The sequence below is a fragment of the Brevibacillus jepli genome, assembly GCF_047229145.1.
GTDB lineage: Bacteria > Bacillota > Bacilli > Brevibacillales > Brevibacillaceae > Brevibacillus.
The window spans coordinates 287,168-305,278 of sequence record NZ_JBFEFW010000002.1; the positions used below are offsets into that span (position 1 = coordinate 287,168).

16 protein-coding genes are annotated in these 18,111 nt (G+C 46.7%); 2 read left to right on the forward strand and 14 right to left on the reverse strand.

What is annotated here, in order from left to right:
- Nucleotides 1-104: 104 nt before the first annotated feature.
- Both AB1L17_RS03335 and AB1L17_RS03340 read right to left on the reverse strand, forming a co-directional pair.
- On the reverse strand, nucleotides 105-1,319 hold the full coding sequence (locus AB1L17_RS03335) for an IS256 family transposase (protein ID WP_412848819.1): 1,215 nt from the start codon (nucleotides 1,317-1,319) through the stop codon (nucleotides 105-107).
- A 112-nt stretch (nucleotides 1,320-1,431) separates the two neighbouring features.
- Complete coding sequence (locus AB1L17_RS03340) at nucleotides 1,432-1,983, reverse strand: dihydrofolate reductase family protein (RefSeq protein ID WP_412847378.1); 552 nt, start codon at nucleotides 1,981-1,983, stop codon at nucleotides 1,432-1,434.
- A gap of 57 nt (nucleotides 1,984-2,040) precedes the next feature.
- On the opposite strand from AB1L17_RS03340, the gene AB1L17_RS31525 reads away from it, so the two are divergent.
- Nucleotides 2,041-2,265 (forward strand): DUF7948 domain-containing protein, encoded by a 225-nt coding sequence (locus tag AB1L17_RS31525; protein WP_486599180.1) that lies wholly within the window; start codon nucleotides 2,041-2,043, stop codon nucleotides 2,263-2,265.
- An 85-nt stretch (nucleotides 2,266-2,350) separates the two neighbouring features.
- Here the strand turns inward: AB1L17_RS31525 and AB1L17_RS03345 are convergent, their stop codons facing one another.
- The 3 genes from AB1L17_RS03345 to AB1L17_RS03355 all read right to left on the reverse strand — a co-directional run bounded on the left by AB1L17_RS03345 (nucleotide 2,351) and on the right by AB1L17_RS03355 (nucleotide 5,620).
- The gene (locus AB1L17_RS03345) at nucleotides 2,351-2,701 is read right to left on the reverse strand and encodes a YbaK/EbsC family protein (RefSeq protein WP_412847379.1); all 351 of its coding nucleotides are present in this window, start codon (nucleotides 2,699-2,701) and stop codon (nucleotides 2,351-2,353) included.
- Between the two features lie 114 nt (nucleotides 2,702-2,815).
- Entirely contained in the window at nucleotides 2,816-4,393 is a 1,578-nt protein-coding gene (locus tag AB1L17_RS03350; RefSeq protein ID WP_412847380.1) for a glutathione ABC transporter substrate-binding protein, read from the reverse strand.
- Between the two features lie 180 nt (nucleotides 4,394-4,573).
- The gene (locus AB1L17_RS03355; RefSeq protein WP_412847381.1) at nucleotides 4,574-5,620 is read right to left on the reverse strand and encodes a 2,3-butanediol dehydrogenase; all 1,047 of its coding nucleotides are present in this window, start codon (nucleotides 5,618-5,620) and stop codon (nucleotides 4,574-4,576) included.
- Between the two features lie 133 nt (nucleotides 5,621-5,753).
- On the opposite strand from AB1L17_RS03355, the gene AB1L17_RS03360 reads away from it, so the two are divergent.
- Nucleotides 5,754-6,677, forward strand: coding sequence for a LysR family transcriptional regulator (locus tag AB1L17_RS03360; RefSeq protein WP_412847382.1), 924 nt, complete (start codon nucleotides 5,754-5,756; stop codon nucleotides 6,675-6,677).
- A gap of 40 nt (nucleotides 6,678-6,717) precedes the next feature.
- Here AB1L17_RS03360 and AB1L17_RS03365 read toward each other — a convergent pair whose 3' ends face one another.
- From AB1L17_RS03365 to AB1L17_RS03405, 9 genes are all read right to left on the reverse strand, one after another.
- Nucleotides 6,718-7,260 carry a GNAT family N-acetyltransferase gene (locus AB1L17_RS03365; protein WP_412847383.1) on the reverse strand — a complete coding sequence of 181 codons (543 nt, stop codon included), beginning with the start codon at nucleotides 7,258-7,260 and terminating at the stop codon, nucleotides 6,718-6,720.
- A 45-nt stretch (nucleotides 7,261-7,305) separates the two neighbouring features.
- A complete protein-coding gene (locus AB1L17_RS03370) occupies nucleotides 7,306-8,523 on the reverse strand; it encodes a CaiB/BaiF CoA transferase family protein (RefSeq protein WP_412847454.1) in 1,218 nt (405 codons plus the stop codon).
- Nucleotides 8,524-8,547: 24 nt separating this feature from the next.
- On the reverse strand, nucleotides 8,548-9,369 hold the full coding sequence (locus AB1L17_RS03375; RefSeq protein ID WP_412847384.1) for an enoyl-CoA hydratase/isomerase family protein: 822 nt from the start codon (nucleotides 9,367-9,369) through the stop codon (nucleotides 8,548-8,550).
- Nucleotides 9,370-9,392: 23 nt separating this feature from the next.
- Nucleotides 9,393-10,460, reverse strand: coding sequence for an acyl-CoA dehydrogenase family protein (locus AB1L17_RS03380; protein WP_412847385.1), 1,068 nt, complete (start codon nucleotides 10,458-10,460; stop codon nucleotides 9,393-9,395).
- On the reverse strand, nucleotides 10,457-11,611 hold the full coding sequence (locus AB1L17_RS03385; protein WP_412847386.1) for an acyl-CoA dehydrogenase family protein: 1,155 nt from the start codon (nucleotides 11,609-11,611) through the stop codon (nucleotides 10,457-10,459). Before AB1L17_RS03385 ends, AB1L17_RS03380 begins: the two co-directional genes overlap by 4 nt.
- 194 nt (nucleotides 11,612-11,805) lie before the next feature.
- Nucleotides 11,806-12,579 (reverse strand): IclR family transcriptional regulator, encoded by a 774-nt coding sequence (locus AB1L17_RS03390; RefSeq protein WP_412847387.1) that lies wholly within the window; start codon nucleotides 12,577-12,579, stop codon nucleotides 11,806-11,808.
- Nucleotides 12,580-12,649: 70 nt separating this feature from the next.
- A complete protein-coding gene (locus tag AB1L17_RS03395) occupies nucleotides 12,650-12,943 on the reverse strand; it encodes a hypothetical protein (protein WP_412847388.1) in 294 nt (97 codons plus the stop codon).
- A 24-nt stretch (nucleotides 12,944-12,967) separates the two neighbouring features.
- Nucleotides 12,968-14,626, reverse strand: a complete 1,659-nt coding sequence (locus AB1L17_RS03400) for a hypothetical protein (protein WP_412847389.1) — start codon at nucleotides 14,624-14,626, stop codon at nucleotides 12,968-12,970.
- Between the two features lie 2 nt (nucleotides 14,627-14,628).
- Nucleotides 14,629-18,096 carry a DUF4132 domain-containing protein gene (locus AB1L17_RS03405; RefSeq protein WP_412847390.1) on the reverse strand — a complete coding sequence of 1,156 codons (3,468 nt, stop codon included), beginning with the start codon at nucleotides 18,094-18,096 and terminating at the stop codon, nucleotides 14,629-14,631.
- Nucleotides 18,097-18,111 lie beyond the last annotated feature (15 nt).

Genomic DNA, 18,111 nt, shown 5'->3' on the forward strand with positions numbered 1-18,111 from the left:
CTTTTTCGGAGCCAACAGGGTCAAGGGCGTAAGGCGAAGCGGACCCTTGACGCGTTGGTGCAGAAAAAGACAATCCCTTCGGGGATGAAGCCTTTTTTTATTGGTTAACGGATGTGTGGTCGTACGCGATCCTCAAAGAAAACAGATAGCTGCATAAGAATCTGTCCCCAATTGTGGACTCGTCCCGTCCATTTTCGTAAAACATCCATAGTTACGAGATATAGCATCTTTAGAAGGGCATCATCCGTGGGAAACATGGCTTTTCCCTTTGTCACTTTTCGAAGTTGTCGATGGTAACTTTCTATCACGTTAGTCGTATAAATCAGCTTTCGAATCTCTGGGGGATATTTAAAGAAGGTCGCAATCTCATCCCAGTTTGTACGCCAAGAACGAACCATCAAGGGATATTTACTACCCCAAGTTTGCTCAAACTGATCGAGTTCTTCCAGTGCGGCTTGCTCCGTTGGAGCCCTATAGATGGGTTTAAGCTCAGAGGTAATCTTTTTTAGATCTTTATAGGATACATACTTGATGGAGTTTCGGATTTGATGGATGACACATTTCTGAATCTCTGTCTTCGGATAACATGCCGATATGGCCTCCGTAAAGCCACGAAGGTTATCGACGCTTGTAATGAGAATATCCTGGACTCCACGATTTTTTAGTTCATTGAGTACATGCAGCCAGAATTTTGCCGATTCATTATCGCCAATCCAGATCCCCAGCACATCTTTATGACCGTCAAGGTCAATACCAATCACCATATAGGCTGCTTTATTGACGATGGCTCCGTCTTGCTTTACCTTAAAGTGAATTGCGTCTAAGAAGACAACAGCATAAACCGATTGCAAAGGGCGATTTTGCCACTCTTTGATCATCGGAACAACTTTATTCGTTACGTTGGAAATGAGCGCTGGTGAGACTTCGATGCCGTAGAGCTGCTGTAGATGGTCTTGGATATCGCGTGTGGATACGCCTTTGGCATATAGGGCGAGAATTTGATCTTCGATCCCTGTAACATTGGACTGATGTTTCTTTACAATGGTCGGTTCAAAATCACCCTCTCGATCTCTCGGTACATGGAGGTCAATATCCCCGTACTCTGAACGGACGATTTTCTTGCTATATCCATTGCGACTGTTGGTTGTCCGCTTGTTTTTCATGTCATGTTTGGCGTATCCAAGAGAGGACTCAATTTCAGCTTCCAGCATTTCTTGGATCGTGTCTGCAAATAGATCCTTTAATGCTGACTGTACGTCGTCAACTGACTTCATGTCTTTCTCTTTGATCCACTGTTTGATCTGCTCTTTTGACATCATAAAAAATCTCCCAACCTTTCTAAGACTAATTGTAGTTTAGAGGTTGAGAGTTTACACAGAATATTTTACAGACTCTATAGTCTTAGACTCACCGCTGTTTTGATGAAACAATCTAACCATTCAAATGATAGATGAGTTGCACAACGCCAGATGAGAACGTTCTTGTTTTAACCATTTTTAAATCCAACCTCTGTTTAATATCAATAAACAACGGTTTTCCTTCTCCCAAAATAACAGGATGAACAGATAATCTACATTCATCAACAAGCCCTAAATTGATAAAAGTTGTAATAAGACTTGCTCCACCATATAGCCAGATGTCTTTTCCAGGCTTATTCTTTAATTTAGTTACTTCTTCCCTAATATTTTCATTTATGAATATTACTTTATTATCCGTCCCTTTTTGCGTCTTGGAAAACACATATTTTTCTTTACTATGAAACAATTCCCACATTTCTTTTTCAGTATCAGAATGTCCAATTTCCGGAGTAAATTGTCCCCATAAATCATAACTTTTTCTTCCGAATAAAATAGTATCAATTTGATTTAAGAAATGAATAAACCCCATCTCAGAGTCCATTATGCACCAATCAACTTCCCCGTTTTTTCCTTCAATAAAACCATCTAAAGTAACTGCTAAATCTAAAATGATTCTTCGATTCATGATTTGTTCCTCCTTTCGTTGATCTAGCACACATTATAGTCCTTTATATATGTCATCTTGTGTCATATTCATAACAGAAAGGGCGGGAAGGTTCAGTACTTCAAAGGTAATGATCCTGTGAAATGGATTACAGATATACCTGTTTTTCACGAGTTGATCTATAAGGAGCTATGGCCTGGGATTGATCTTATCTTCCGTGGTGATCAGGGTACCATGGAAGATGAGTTACTCGTACAGATAGAGCTGGAAACCTCTTGCTTCATATCGAGTTCGGGCTTCTGACTGTTGCTCGACCGTATAGTTATCAGGATCAGCATGGAAAACGAGTGTCTGTGTCCAGTTCTTTATGGTTGGAATTAAACGAAAATTACACAATCTGATCAGTAACATCCGCTAACATGCCTTTCGTTGCACGTAGCAAGCTATCGGGAGTTAGCTCGATTTGCACCCCAATATTTCCACCACTGACAATAATCGAATGAAGCGATTCCGCTTTTTTGAGATCAAGCTCGGCTTCAACGGGAATGACAAACACATAATACGATTTGCTCGTCCCTTGCGAAATCAATGTTTTATAGACAACGTTCTCTTCGCGACCGATCTTTTGGGCGACAGCGATTCCGTCGATTTTTCCATCATCCGTTGCATATGTCAGCATGGTGTATGCGATTTTTTCTTTATCCAAGATCCGCATCGCATTCGTTTTACCTTGCTTCACACCTTCCACCTCCGCTACAGGCTGGTCAAGAAAATATAATCTATCTTAGGGGATGACGTTCTACTTTTCAACAGAAAAACGCCGCTGACACAAGCATGTCAGCGACGCCTTGTATTATTGAATCGTTACGTCGTCAATCTCGATGTGGCCGGCAGGGCTGATCCATACTCCCTGTACATTCTTTTGAATCGCTGCCAGGTTTTCGGAGAAACGGAATGGAATCAGTGGTGCTTCATTCATCTCGATTTGTTGTGCTTTTTCGTAGATTTGCTTCCGTTTTTCTGGGTCTGTCTCTCTGCGTCCTTCATCAATCAGCTTGTCCACTTCCGGATTGTTGTAGAAGGAATGGTTTCCAGGTGCGCCATGTGCTTTTGAGTGATACAGGTTGGCTTGGTTGTAGTCGGCATCGCCCGTAGCATTCCCCCATCCACTCATGAACAGGTCAGTATCGCCTTTGGAGGCTGCTTCAATATACGCTCCGAATTCCATGACATCCAGCTGCAGGTCAATGCCGATTGGCTTCAACTGCTGTTGCAGTACTTCCGCTACGCTAATCCGCGCCTTGTTGTCATTCAACGCGATTTTTGCTTTGAATCCGTTTGGATACCCAGCCTCTGCGAGCAATTGCTTCGCTTTCTCGATGTCATATGGAATGTCTTTTACATTTGGGCTGTAACCAACCATTGCTGGCGAAATCGAGGAGTTGGCTGGTGTACCCACGTTATTGTAAACGCCTTCAATAATGGTCTTCTTGTCGATTGCGTGGGCAATCGCTTGACGTACACGCACATCATCAAATGGCTTTTTCTTTGTATTGAGTCCAATGTGATCTACTGAGAAACCAGGGTATCGTCCCAGCTGCATCGATGGAGAATTTTGCACGCGATCGATGTCTGTTACAGGCAGGTTTTCCGCCACCTGAGCTTCCCCTGTTTCGACCATGGCGAGGCGAGTCGTGTCTTCCGGTACGGTCTTGAAGACCACTTTATCCAGATTTGGTTTGCCGTCATAGTAATTATCGTTTCTCACGAGCACGACTTCTTGACCAGGCGTCCATTTCTCGAATTTGTATGGTCCGGTACCTGTTGGGTTCTTACTCAAATCTTTTCCGTATTTTTCAATCGCTGTCGGGCTGATGATACTTCCCTCTGCACTCGCCAATACGGACAAGAGTGGTGCGTAAGGGTAATTCAAAATAAACTGAACCGTATATTCATCTACCACTTTCACTTCTTTGATCGCTTCGAACATGTTGATTCGGCTGGAGCCGACAGCAGGGTCCTGAACGCGAGCGATCGTCTTCTTCACCGCTTCTGCATTGAAAGGAGCACCATCGTGGAACGTAACGCCTTGACGCAGCTTGAATTCCCAAGTCAAATCATCTACCTGCTTCCATTCACTTGCCAGTGAAGGGACGTACTTGCTCTCTTTATCCATGCGGACAAGTCCTTCGTATACTTTGTGATGCACGATTGCTGCTGAAGGAATTTGAGACAGGAAATGCGGGTCGAGGTTGTTGGCATCGGACAGACGAGCGATGACCAGGGTTCCTCCTGTTTTGCCAGCTTCCGCAGTACCGCCTGCTTGTCCAGTTCCAGAGGACGCTTCCTGCCCTGATGAACACCCTGCCAAAGCCGCAGATACCGCGATTGTCATGGCAATCAGCGTGTGATAAAAGCTCTTCTTTTTCATCTGTGTTCCCCCAATTCTTGTTGCAAATGTTTTAGCATTCAAACATGTTTTATTTTAAATAATATTCTGTATTTATTTTTTCACTTTGTTTACCTATATTTTCAGTTTCTTTACAACTTTATATATAAACAAAAAACTCTCCCCGATACGAAGGAGAGAGTCATCGATTCAACCGTTTCTTTAGCCTTTGGTGTTTACCAAGATTTTCGCTTGGGTCTTATCTGTCAACAAGAGCTCAAAGCCTTCCTCTACGATGTTAGCGAGATCGATCTTCTTGGTGATGACCTGCGCCACATCCATTTGCTTGGAAGCAATCAAGCGAATGACCTCCGGGTAAATGTGACGATAAGCCAAGGTAGCAGCAACACTCGTTTCTTTTACCATCATTTGCAGCATATCAATCTCTACTGGCTTGGCAAAGGCAGCGATTACCATCACCTGACCGCCTTTTTTCAGTACAGAAAGCGCGTTTGTGAAGGTAGGTTGGGCACCTGCCGCCTCATAGGCCACGTCTACACCACCAGTCAAAGCCATGATGGTCTGCACTGTGTCAACCTCTGCCGCATTGACAATATAAGAGGCTCCGATTTCTTTTGCCTTGTCCAGACGCTCCTGTGACACATCAACCACGACGATCTCGGACGCTCCTGCTGCTTTTGCAGCAAGCACGGTGAGTAATCCAATTGGACCTGCCCCGAATACCGCTACCTTGTCCCCTACCTGCAGCTTGCTTTCACGTACCGCATGCAGCGCAACAGCAGTTGGTTCAACCAAGGCACCTTCTTCTAATGTTACGTTCTCAGGGAGCTTGTGTACCATTTTTGGCTCGACGATCACATACTCTGCGAATCCGCCATTTGCACTCAGGCCGATAAAACCGACGGACGAGCATTGATTATAACAACCTTTTTTGCAATACTCGCATTCGCCACAATAAACCAAAGGCTCAATCGCCACGCGATCCCCTGCTTGAATGCCCGTAACGCCTTCCCCGACTTCTGCCACGATACCTGAGAATTCATGCCCCATCGTCAAGGGAGCTTGTTGCCCAGTCAATGGATGCGCTTTTTCTACTGGGATGCCAATTCCATGATGGTAGGCATGCAGGTCGCTGCCGCAAATGCCAGTCCACGCTGTTTGGATCAACACTTTGCCCGGTGAAATGATCGGTAGCTCTATTTCTTCGACGCGCACATCTTTTATTCCATGCCAAACTGCTGCTTTCATCTATTTTTCATCCCCTCGTTATATAGACTTTGAAACTGCTTACAAGGTATAGTGTACTCCTCTTTTTGCGTAAAATATATTAATATAAATTGCAGTTAACTTTAAAATAATTAATAGAAATGAGACATGAATCATGAATATAGATCAGCTCGTCTATGTCGTGGAAGTCGCAAAAACCAAATCGATTTCCATTGCTTCAGAACATTTACTCGTCACGCAGTCCACCATCAGTCAAGCCATTACACGTCTGGAGGATGAGCTCTGGATGAAGCTGTTTACACGCTCCCGTTTAGGAGCTATTCCGACCCAAGAAGCCTCAGTGATTCTTGAGAAATGCCAGCATATTTTGGATACCGTCCAAGCCATGAAAGAAGAGGCTGCTTATCAAAATGAAGCATTGCGCGGCAATTTAAGGCTATCAGCCTTGCCCGGCGCGATGCCCCTTCTCGTGCAAGCCGTTTCCAGCATGAAAGCTGTTTACCCAGACATCCATTTTGAACTGTCGGAAAAAGCTTCGATGGACATTGTAAAGGATATACGAAACAGACGAACGGATCTCGGCTTGATTGCCATGTACGAGGACGATGAGCGATACAAAAGCAACAGCTTATTTTTTCAGCCCTTTTCGCAAGGCCGACTTGTCCTTGCCATGAGCAAGCATTCCCCACTCGCAGCGAAAAAGCTCGTGACCTTAGAAGAGCTTCGTGACCAGTCCTTTGTTTTGTTCAACGATGAATTTATCGATCAATTTATTGACGAGCTTACAGAGATTTTCGGTTCTACTTCTATATTGTTCCGTACCAATCATACAGAAGCAATTCGGGTTGCCTTAATTCGGCAAATGGCCATTTCAGTCGGACACGACTATTCCTTTTCTCTCAGTTCCTATATGCGAAGCCCTATGAATGAAATCGTCACTGTTGAAGTTGATATGCCCCAGCGACCGATTCTGTTTGGCTTTTTGCGCCCGGAAGCGAATCATGTGAACCGAATTGCAGAGCTGTTCGTTCATCGTTTTCAGTATGAGATGAGTAAAATTGCAAGAGTTCAATCGTAAAACACAAAAAAACCGCAGAAGAGCTGTATCTTCTGCGGCTTTATCGGACAAATTCACTTTTTAAGAGACCATATATGTATTCGTCATAATGCTGACCGTTCGTATAGATCATATTCCGAAGCTTGCCCTCCAGCTGAAAGCCCAGATGTTCCTGTAATCGTTTCGAGGTCTCGTTAAATGCAAAAACATGTGCGGTTACTTTCTCATAGCGCAGCTCCTGAAAAAAATAGTGGAGAAAAATCTTCACGGCTTCCGAAGCATAGCCTTTGCGATGATGTCCGCCGAAAATCGCCACACCATACTGAAAATTTCCATTACGGGCATCGCAGTGATGCGAGTTGATCGTGCCTACCAATTCTCCTTCCAACGTTTCAATCGCTAGTCTGATATTGTCCCCTTCAGGAACTCTGGCTGCTTGCTGCTCAGTCCACAATCTCGCTCCCGCTTCTGATCTTGGAAAATAAATGGCATCCGATGCTCTTGCAATCTCCGAATCTTGATCATTTGCGTGAAATTTCTCCCAATCCTCTGCCAAAACTGCTCGTAATCGGACCTTATTCCCTTCCCAGATGTTCACCTGCATCAACCCCTTTCCAAAAAAAGGATAACATAGGTTGATATCAACCTGCTAGCTTTTCTGTCTGCGATAAGGTCGCAAATTGCCGATTACCCCTTCGCCTCTCCATTTTTCAATTCGTTCATTCGAATACCCTTGTTCGAGCAATATTTCATCGGTATGCTCACCTAACAACGGCGGATAGCGTTTGACCGTTGCAGGCGTGTCGGATAGCTTGACTGGAAAGCCCGGAACTTTCAGATTTTGGACAATTGGATGCTTCATTTCCAAAATGAGTTCCCGTTCGTGTACTTGTGGATGATTGAGCACCTGATCAATGGAATGAATGGGACCACAAGGCACGCCCACAGCATCCAGACAGGCAAAAATATCTTCGCTATCCCGTACAGAAAGTCTCTCGTTGATCATTTGAATGAGTTCCTCTCGATGGGCCACACGATTGTCATTGGTTGCAAATCTCGGATCAATCGACAAATCTTCCCATCCTAGAGCACAGCAAGTCTTTTCCCACAAGCGATTATTGGTAATTGCAAGAATGATCTGGCCGTCTCGACAAGCAAAGGCTTGATAAGGCACAAGTGAAGGATGAGCACTGCCCATACGACCAGGTATATTTCCAGTGGCAAAATAGCTGGTTGCCAAATAGTTGAGCAAAACTACCTGACCGTCCAGCAAGCTGACGTCGATAAACTGGCCTCTCCCGGTCTTTTCGCGTGCAATGATTGCGGTCAATATCCCGTATACTGCAAACATACCTGCATTCATGTCCACGATTGACGTTCCTACCTTTACAGGTGCTCCGTTCCCCTCTCCTGTAATGCTCATCAGCCCGCCATATCCTTGAAGCAAGAGGTCGTAGCCTGCTCTGTTTTTCTCTGGCCCGGTTCGGCCGAATCCAGAGATGGAACAGTAAATCAACCGTGGATTGATCTGCTTTAATTGTTCATATCCGAAACCGAGCCTCTCCATTGTCCCCGTTCGAAAGTTCTCGACAAAGATGTCTGCATCGCGGGCTAATGAGTGGATGATTTCTTTTCCCTCTTCTGTTTTCAAGTCAATGGTGATGCTTCGTTTGTTCCGATTCGAAGCCAAGTAGTAGCTGCTGATGCCGTCCCAGGTAGGGGGAGTAAAGCTCCTTGTCTCGTCACCATGTAAAGGCTCTTCCACTTTGATGATGTCTGCACCCATATCCCCCAATAGCATCGTGCAAAAAGGCCCCGCCAATGTACGCGACAAGTCCAGAACACGAATGCCATCTAATGCTTGCATCAAAACGCTCATCCCCCTTCTCTGTCATTTGAAGTTCGGTTGACGTTTTTCGGCAATTGAGCTCACGCCTTCTTGATAGTCGGGAAGCTCGGTAACAAGCCCCATGGCGGAGGAAATCATGTCAAGCGATGTCCGTAAATCGGTCGTCATGCTTTGGTACACAGCCCTTTTCATAAAACGAATGACCTCTTGAGGACCATTGGCTAATTTTTGTACGTACTTTTCTACAAAGACCTCAAGCTCTTCGTCAGGCACTACATGTGTAAGGAGGCCCAGCTGCTTCGCCTCTTCCGCTGTGTACGTGTCTCCTGTCCAGAGCATTTCCAGTGCTCGATCCACACCGACGAGTCTCGGCAAAAAGTAAGCCCCTCCATCACCTGGTACGATTCCCGCCTTGATATAACCCTCGGAAACTTTTGCGCTTTGTGCCGCGATTCGTATGTCGCACATCAGCGCCATGTCGAGTCCAGCTCCCAAAGCGATTCCGTTGATCATGGCAATGACAGGTTTGTCTATTTCTTGCAATAAAAGCGGCACCCGCTGAACACGCTTCCACAGGCTGTGCTTGCGAGCCAATCCCGTTGATGACAAATCAGCCTGCTCCGCATCCTGATTCATGTGGAGAAAGCCCTGTCCACGCAACATGGACTTGATATCTCCTCCACTGCAAAACGCTCTCCCATTGCCAGTCAAAACGACGACACGGATGCTGTCATTATCGCGAATCTCCTCCAGTGCGCGAATCCACAGCTCGATCATTTCCGTACTGAAGGCATTGAGAGAGTCCGGTCGGTTCAACGTGATACGGGCAACTCCGCTTTCAACGCGAAAAAGCAAATCACTCATGCTTACGCACCCCTTTTCGTCTACTACGATGATTTTTCCGTTATATATGACCATAATCTATTATGGTCAACTCGCATCAATTCTTCAGCCAGTCTTGTGCCCCACTCCGTCTCGCTCCCGAACTCGTCCCGCCATGACCAGATTCGGCGAGTAGATTGGTGAAGGATATGCTCATGAGTAAAGCCAATTGCTCCATGCACCTGATGTGCTACAGGCGCAGCTATGCCGACAGCCTCGTTGACGCGGATTTTTGCCATGGCAATTTCCTTGGAGAGCTTGTTTTTTTCAAATGCTTCTACCGCACAATTGGCAGCTGCATCCGATGCAGTGGCTTCCCCGACCAGTGTAGCAAGCTGATGCTGTACAGCCTGAAATTGGCTGATGAGCTTGCCAAATTGGGCGCGCTCTGACGAATAGGCTACCGTCAGCTCCATGATGCGTTCCAACGCACCTGCCATCATGACAGTTCGCATTAATGCACCGGAGTACCAGATCCATTCTTGCACACCCTCTGCAGAAACCGGGATGAGTCGGCAATGCTCGAGGCATATGTCCGAAAATGTCACCGTGTCCCGTGCTTCACCCGCCATATTTTGTCCAAGCGTGATCGTCCCTTTTTTTGGCTCCAATAGTGTCAGCACTGCCTCGGTGCCAAGTGTTCCTATCACCAGCATACGCTTTGCATGTCTCGCCCACGGAACACCTTCTGCTTCTCCTGTTACCATCCATCCTTCCGCACTTTTACGGAACGCAAATGGCTTGCTATACTTCCAAGCAATGGTCAACGGCTCTTCTGACACGCTTTCACCCATATCTGCCAGCAACCAATTGGCAAGCAAGGTTTCCGCTAATGGAATCGGAGCTGAATACTTTGCAGCAATCCTCACGACCGAAAACGCATCGCGATAGCTCCCGCCATTTCCATTGCGCTCCTCTGGTACAGCAATGGACAGCAAACCCGACTCAGCAAGCACTTCCCACAATTCCGCTGCCCAACGTCCTTTTTCCGCATCATTGACCATTTCTTTTGTGCAGACGTCCTTCATGATTTTTGTCGTGGATTGGATCAGCATTTTTGCGATATCGTTCATTTTTTGATAACCCCCTTTGCTACAATTCCACGCATAACTTCCGTTGTTCCCCCACGAAGAGTGAAGCCTGGAGCTTGCAGGATAGATTCCGCCATCAACCGATCGAGACGCGATGCGGCACTCACAGATGGAGAAGTCGGAATCAGCAGTCGAGTAATCTCCGCCACCTGCATTTCAAATTTGTTTCCCATGTCTTTGACAAGCGCTGCTGCGATATCGGGTGTTTCCCCCTTCTCCAGCATGTGGGCAATCCCAATGGACATCTGGCGCAAAGTCCAGAGCCTTGCGACAAGCATGCTGACATGCGTCATCAATTGGGCGTCTCCTCGCTGCTGAATTTGGTAGGTCAGCTCCTGGAGCAAGGGGAACGTACTCAAAATTCGCTCGGGACCACTCCGCTCATAAGCGAGTTCAGTCATGGACTGCTTCCAGCCGTTTCCTTCTTCTCCGACCAGTCTATTCTCGGGTATAAACACATCCTCAAAAATGATTTCGTTAAAATGATGCTCCCCTGTCATCGCATAAATGGGGCGAATCGTCACACCGGGTGCGGACAAATCGACGAGAAGCTGACTCATGCCGGCATGCCGCTTTTCGGGATCAAGCGGCGAGGTTCTGCACAACGTGATCATGTAATGGGCATGATGAGCGCCACTCGTCCATATTTTGCTGCCATTCAGGAGCCACCCACCTTCTGTTTTGACAGCTTTCGTTCGTACGGCTGCCAGGTCAGAACCCGCATTAGGCTCGCTTAAACCGATAGCAAAGTAGCATTCGCCTTTCGCAATCTTCGGTAAAAATTCGGTGCGTTGCTCTTCGGTTCCGTATCGCAAGAGCAATGGCCCTGTCTGGCGATCTGCGATCCACTGAGCACCCACTGGTGCCCCTGCAGCCAGCAATTCTTCTGTCAGTACATAGCGCTCCAACGCGGAACGCTCGTGACCTCCGTATTTTTTGGGCCACGTCATCCCGATCCAGCCTTTTTCGCCAAGCTTTTTTGTTAGTTCTGGAGAATAACCATTCAACCATTGATCACATCGTGGTTCAAATGTCCCCTTATCCTGTTCGTTTGTCAGGAATTCACGAACTTCTGCGCGGATAAGTTCTGTTTTTTCAGATAAATGAGCAACTGGTAATTGCAGACTTCCCATCTCCTCTTAACACCTCTTCTCCATTTATCGAAACGAATGTACCGATAATCGGTATAGCGTACCTTTAAATGGAATGATACACCAACTCTCTTCCAGGCACAAGGACATTAAACAGAATTATCTAAAATTTACCCAATAAAAAAGATGTGCACGAATTCTCTCCGCATGGAGAAAAATCATGCACATCCAGTTTTTTACTCATTCTTAAACGCTAGGTCGCTGGAAATTTGCTTCGCTGTTTCCGTAATGACTTCGATAAATTGCTGGAAAAGGTCATCTGTGACACGAATCATCGGGGCTGAAATCGATACGCCTGCGATTGTTTCTCCCCAACGGTTAACGATTGGTGCACTCACCGAGCATACTCCGATGACTCGCTCACTGTAACTATGTGCATATCCTCGCGTACGAATGCTCGCAATTTCCTCCAGTAATTCCACCTTGTTCGTAACCGTCTTTTCCGTGACAGGGATCAAATCTGTATCCTGAAAATATTGCGCAATTTTATCTTGCGGAAGATATGCCAACAGAAGCTTTGCTGAAGCACCTGCATAGAGCGGCGAAGTTTGCCCGATATGTGAAATGGTTACCAAACCGTGCTTGCCCTCTTCAAAAGCAATACATTTCCGCTCGTTGTTTTCCATGACATTGAGATACACGCTTTCACCAAACCGGTCCCTGATCTTTGCCAGATAAGGCTTCGTGGTCGCAAGCAGATGGGAATGCTCTTCTACCAGCTTTCCGAGGTAATAGAGTTCATTGCCGAGCTTATACGTCTTCTTTTTCTCATCCTTCTCCAAAAAGCCATAGTTCACCAGCGTATTTAATATTCGCTGAAGGCTGGATTTGGACAGACCAAGCTTATGATGAAACTCAGCCAAGGACAATTCCTTTTCATCCTTTGAGAAAGAACGCAAGATTTGGATGGTTCGACTAATGGTCTGCATTGAATGATCGGCGCTCATCATGGATCACTTCCAATAATCAATAATGAGTCAATCCTATCATTTTTCTGTCAAATGATAAACCCTTCCAGCCTTACATCATCGTACGAGCTAACGGCTTTTTCATCATGTTCACGTACTGAACCACATACAAGTATTGCTTTGTTAATAACTCCCCATCCGCTTTTACTTCCTGCAAATAGCGATTGCCCTCCACGAGCAGGTCTTCTATTAATGATCCGAGGAAGCTCATATCGTATTCGGTCGCGAGCTCTTGCAGCTTTTTTAACTCCTGCAAATCTTGCTTGTCGAGTTTATGGATTCCTTTGAGCAACAATCGTTCCTGCCATTCCGTCAGCTTTTCGGTAAAGGAATACAACTCCTCCATAATTTTATGTCCACTCCCTCACCGTTATAGGTCCAGCTTAAAGCTCGTTAGCGATTTGCCTTGCATGATGCTGATCGGGTAGAGTCCTTCCCCTATTTTTTGCACAAGCAAATACACATCGCGTAACTCCAGTAGCCGTTTATTTTGTTCGAGATGGCGTATATTGCGGGCGAGTTCCCCCTGATAGGAAATGCTCAAGCTAAGAGAATGGCATTGTTCGTCCTCGATCGTAAGGATCAGCTGCTGTGTCTTCTGATCGAATTCTACATGATTGAACTTCTTCGCTTTCAACAAAAAAACCGAATCCATCGATGTCTCAAACATATCACTTGCAGCTTCTTTCCAATCACATGACCAGTCACGAACCAAAACCTTGCCAAGATCAAGCTCTTCAATATTCTCCCTTGGTACGATGGCTAGTCGTGTCTCCTCACTGGAAGACAAGCGCTGTTCCCGATTCGTCTTCGCATGTGTCAGAATGACCTGCGAATGAGAGAGCTCCTCCAACGAGATCAACTCTCCCCAAGGCACTTTCCCTTTATAGCTGTCCTTAAAGGAAAAGGAAATGCCCTCATAATAAACGGGTCGTGCTTCTGTATACGTGTACAGGCGTTGATCCCCGAGCGAGAAGAAGTAATACGTAATACCCTTGTACCCAGACCGCGTCTCCCACGGATTTGCTCCCAGCGCGTACAGACTCAACTGTGGGATCATATGGTACTTACTCTTGAAGCTGCCTAGCAGCTGTTTCTTCGCTTCTGTCTGATCGGTCTTCTCTAACGCTACCAAGCTTACATATACACGAGAAAGTCGGTCGAGTAGCGCTTCTGTCGAAAACTTGACATGCCGCTGAAAAAACAAGTTCAGCTCACCGTGAATGCCACGAATGTCCTTTTCTACGCGGGGAAGATTGCCGTTATGCGCGGCGATGGCAAGCAGCTCCAGCCGAGTACAAATCGTCTGGGACAGCTTCGCCAAGCCAATACCGATAATCTCGGCGATCAGAGCTTTTGCTTCCGCTACGACCTCATTTTCATAGCTGACATCTGTTACGGAAGCATGCAATTGCTCACGGTCGTGCAGCTGATGCAGTGCCCGATAACGCAAAATGGTCTCCAGCTTGTGCAAGCAATTGCCCTTCGCCTTGCAGCTGCACATACTCTTCCCGATCTCCGAATCACTGTCAAAGGAAACCGATACGTCTTGTGTACACAATCTAATCGTCAAAAAGGAGGTTTCTACAACCTCTAGCTCTTCTACATAGTCGAGGCGGAACAACACTTCCTCAAGCTGAGCCGGGGTAAATGCCTTCACAATTTGTGTCGGCTGCAATTGCAACAGCCAGCTAAAGTCAGGCTTGTAGGTCTCCGGCTGGTCTTCAGCCTCTGCTCCTGCTTGCAAATGGTTTTGTGCATAGTAGACGATGGCGATAATGACATGCTTGCAAATCTTGTCAGACGGACATGAGCAAGAAAAGCGATTGATATCCGCATGAAGTCGGCATACGCTGTCATCTGACAGCGCACACTCGACGTGATCGTCCCGAAACTCGTAGGAAACGGTGATTCCTTTTTCCATTTCCTTGATGGAACGATTGTAAATTCCTTTATTCGCGTATTTGATCAGATACTCTTCGTTGCACAGCGCGATAAATCGATGAAATTCCAATGTGAAATCCGCCATCGTTATTTTCCTGCTGCACGCATGACATCATAGACGGTTTCGCTAAAAATGCGAGTTGGAATGTCGGTGAGCTTCAGTCGATCCACTGGTTTGAAGTAAAAATGCTTGTACTGGGCATCCTCATTCGGGAAGAAAGCCAGCGCCTCCAGCTTCACATCCTCCATGCCCTCCCAATACGTAATGCTCGCCCCGCTGATTTTCAGCTCAGCCACCATACCGTCATAGAGTTTGTAAAACTCGTAATAATAACCGGCATCCAGCGGCGTCCCTTTTACCCAGCCGAACTTCTCCATCGTTTTCGCAAATGCAGTAGGTGAATACGATTCGTCTGGCAGACGCAGCACTTCGTTGGCTTTCAGCTCTTCTTCGGTAGGCAGGAACGCTTCCCGATTCAGCTGCTCGAATGGTTGGGCAATCTCGTAATCCTCAAGCTGCGTGCGCCAGCCGCTCAATGTCTCTTCGTCCAGCTCCAGTGGGTGAATCAATCCAATGAGCTGTTCATCTGCCAGCTCATACTCATCCTCGTCCACTGTGTTAAACGTCCCATCATCCATATAACGGAATGTATCCACGAGCTTGCTGTCCTCGTATACACCCCAAATGAGTCCAATGGCGAATTTTTGCATCAAAACATTCTCTACAAAGAGACGCTTCCATGCAGCAGTCGACCAGTAACGCGATTTGGACAACGACTCCTCCAGGCGAAGAGATTGGATTTTGACCATATTTTTCAAGTCTTTTTTCAATTGGGCAAACGTCAATCGCGCCTGCTCAGCCATCTCCTGATCGTCTTTTGCGGACGGCGCGGGAAGATTTTTCACTGCTTTTCCGGTACTGTCGTTCGTGACTTCCAGCTCCAGCTCGTTGCTGACCTTGACAGTGAAGGTCCGATCGCCGTAATCAAACACTTGTTTTCCTGACGCATCGAAGCCGAGCGTCGTAACAAGACGGTCTTCCAGCTCCATCGCGGAAATGTTCTGATTCGCTGCCGCCATGGCGAGCGCCTCTTCTGCTGCTGTTTTGACCTGTCTATTCTTGATCGTACGCTTAATCTGGTCGATGAGACGCAGCGCCGTCAAATCATCCGAGAAAGATAGAGCACGAACGCCATCCGCAGCCAAAGCACCACGGGAGTGATCTGTCCAGTCTTTGATCCACTGACCAATCGTATCGACTATACGACGATCCCCGAAAGCTACGCAGATCGGCATGACCCATTTTTCTTTGGCGACTGCCCCATTATCGAGCCAAGTCCGCAATACTTCAGCGGAAAAGTCAGCCATAGAAGCAGCTTGCAGAGACGGTTTCAAATCAAGCACAAGCGGGTTCGGCGCTGTCGGGAATTCAATCGAGGCCGTCAGAATGTACTCCATCACTTCCTGGCCCAGCTCATTGCCCTCTTGATCGCGAAGATGCGGTATGCGCTCAAGCGGCATCCATTTAATCCGTGTGAGCTTGCGTTTGTCGATCAAATTGCCCAAATGGGTCAGGCTCGCATCCGGACCATGCTCCTCGGCTTCTATAAATGTCTGTAGTAGCGTTTTAAATTTATTGTTCTTTTCTGCTGCCAACAGCTCTTGGAAAATGTCCTTGTTATTGTCCAGTGAGCGAATCGCGTCCAGCGCCAGTTCCTTGACCTTTGCTTTTTTCTCAGTCCGATAAACGTGCAAATAGAGCTCTTTGTCTTTTGCCTGAAGAAACGCTGCACCAGCGATGCCACTTACTTTCTTCGAGCTGTCAGACAATCCGAGCAGAATCGCTTCGTTGCGCAATTCAACTGTCAGAGTGTCCTTCGCTGCTAGTAGGGTTTGCAGCACAAATACGCGAATATCCGTTTCCAGTTTGTCAAATTGAGCCAGACTCATTGCCGGATTCGATACGACCAGCGAACGATACACCTCTTCATTGACCTCTGTGTAATAATAGTGCATCTCCTTGAGAGTCAAAATCCGATAGAAAAGTGCCTGGATATCTACGTCTTCATCCGTCTGGTAATGCTCGATGATGGCAGCCAACCGATCCTGGAACGCATACGCGAAGCACATATGACCTACTCTTCGATTGGACTTGTCGTTGTAGCGGCACATGAACGGGATCAGTCGAGCAATAAACGGATGATCCACAGGCAAAAAGCTCAGCAGGATCATCTGCTGCCTTACCAGTTGCGTGTCCTCCAGATTCACATGTTCGAGCACATCCTCCAGCGCCGCTTTTTCATCCAAATAGCTTGCCAGCTTGGTCGAGCCCTTCGCACGTCGGAGCGCGTCCTGAACAATACCTTCCAAAGAAGGCTGGAATCCGGAGAGATCCTCCCCATTTTCCGCCAATGTTTTGTACAAATATCCCTTCACCATTGGGATCGATGCAAGTTCAAGAGCCCGTCTTGATTTGGTTAGGTCTTCCAGAACGAGTTGCTTCACTTTCTCCCATTGCGTAGGCGGGGAAAGCAAATGCTCACGAAGTCCTAGCAGCAGGTCGTAAGGCTCATCCATGTGCACGAGCCCAGCCAGTCGCTTATCCTCGGACAGGATATCAAGCGGGAACATGTCGAACAGGATTTGCAACGTATCGTGCAACTCCCGATCGATCTCCTCTTCCTTGTTGAGGAACGCATTGATCCCGCCTTTGACATGAATGCGGTAATACAACAAGCTGATGACCAGCTCCATATACCGCTTCAAATGCTTCTGATTCAAAAGGGAGCCTTCCTTGGGCTGCTCTCCCGGATAATACTTTTCGCGTAGTGCAGCCTTTTTCTCTTTGACGAACGAAGGGTACAACGACTCGTTCGTAAGTAAATTGTTGCTCGAATACTGCATGGTCACGACTTCTTTTGCAATCGAATGCAGCTCTTTTATAAATTCGCGCGTATCCCCTGTAAGCAGATAATAGTAGCTCGGCACCAGCTTCACTTTTGCTGCTTCCAGTAAACTCGGGGAAATGGAGTAGGCATACGAAATGAATAGCAAAAATTTAGCCCGATCAAATGCCGAGGAGTAATCACGGCTGATGCTTGTGTGATAATCCTCCGCTGCTTTTGACAAAAATTCCGCAAACAAAGCATGGCCGAAATGCTCGACCGTTTTTTTCATGGCCTCAAATGCTTTTTGATCTTTTTCACGGATATCAGCATCACCGTTATCATTCATGCTTCGCAGTTCTATCTGGTCCAAGAAGCATTCATCCATCACGTTTTTCTTTTCATAAAAACGGTTACTCGCCTTGTAGATAAGCACAGCCGCACGGTAGAAAGCCTGCTCCTCGCCGCGCTTTCTCAGCTTCTCAAAATCGGATCGAAGCGAATAGGTGTAAAACCGCGGGTCCTCCACGATTGGCGGGCATTCGTCAGTGTCACCAGCGACATAATCAGCGATTTGATCGTGCAAATGCTTGTTTCGATCACTTACACGGATAAATTCCTCTACAAATTTTTTCGTACCCGGATGTAGGTCTGTCTTTCGTAATACCATTCCTTACTCCTCCTT

Coding starts and splice junctions, on each gene's coding strand:
- AB1L17_RS03335 (WP_412848819.1), bottom strand. CDS start 1,319: ATGATGTCAAAAGAGCAGATCAAACAGTGGATCAAAGAGAAAGACATG.
- AB1L17_RS03340 (WP_412847378.1), bottom strand. CDS start 1,983: ATGAATCGAAGAATCATTTTAGATTTAGCAGTTACTTTAGATGGTTTT.
- AB1L17_RS03350 (WP_412847380.1), bottom strand. CDS start 4,393: ATGAAAAAGAAGAGCTTTTATCACACGCTGATTGCCATGACAATCGCG.
- AB1L17_RS03355 (WP_412847381.1), bottom strand. CDS start 5,620: ATGAAAGCAGCAGTTTGGCATGGAATAAAAGATGTGCGCGTCGAAGAA.
- AB1L17_RS03360 (WP_412847382.1), top strand. CDS start 5,754: ATGAATATAGATCAGCTCGTCTATGTCGTGGAAGTCGCAAAAACCAAA.
- AB1L17_RS03365 (WP_412847383.1), bottom strand. CDS start 7,260: ATGCAGGTGAACATCTGGGAAGGGAATAAGGTCCGATTACGAGCAGTT.
- AB1L17_RS03370 (WP_412847454.1), bottom strand. CDS start 8,523: ATGCAAGCATTAGATGGCATTCGTGTTCTGGACTTGTCGCGTACATTG.
- AB1L17_RS03375 (WP_412847384.1), bottom strand. CDS start 9,369: ATGAGTGATTTGCTTTTTCGCGTTGAAAGCGGAGTTGCCCGTATCACG.
- AB1L17_RS03380 (WP_412847385.1), bottom strand. CDS start 10,460: ATGAACGATATCGCAAAAATGCTGATCCAATCCACGACAAAAATCATG.
- AB1L17_RS03385 (WP_412847386.1), bottom strand. CDS start 11,611: ATGGGAAGTCTGCAATTACCAGTTGCTCATTTATCTGAAAAAACAGAA.
- AB1L17_RS03390 (WP_412847387.1), bottom strand. CDS start 12,579: ATGATGAGCGCCGATCATTCAATGCAGACCATTAGTCGAACCATCCAA.
- AB1L17_RS03395 (WP_412847388.1), bottom strand. CDS start 12,943: ATGGAGGAGTTGTATTCCTTTACCGAAAAGCTGACGGAATGGCAGGAA.
- AB1L17_RS03400 (WP_412847389.1), bottom strand. CDS start 14,626: ATGGCGGATTTCACATTGGAATTTCATCGATTTATCGCGCTGTGCAAC.
- AB1L17_RS03405 (WP_412847390.1), bottom strand. CDS start 18,096: ATGGTATTACGAAAGACAGACCTACATCCGGGTACGAAAAAATTTGTA.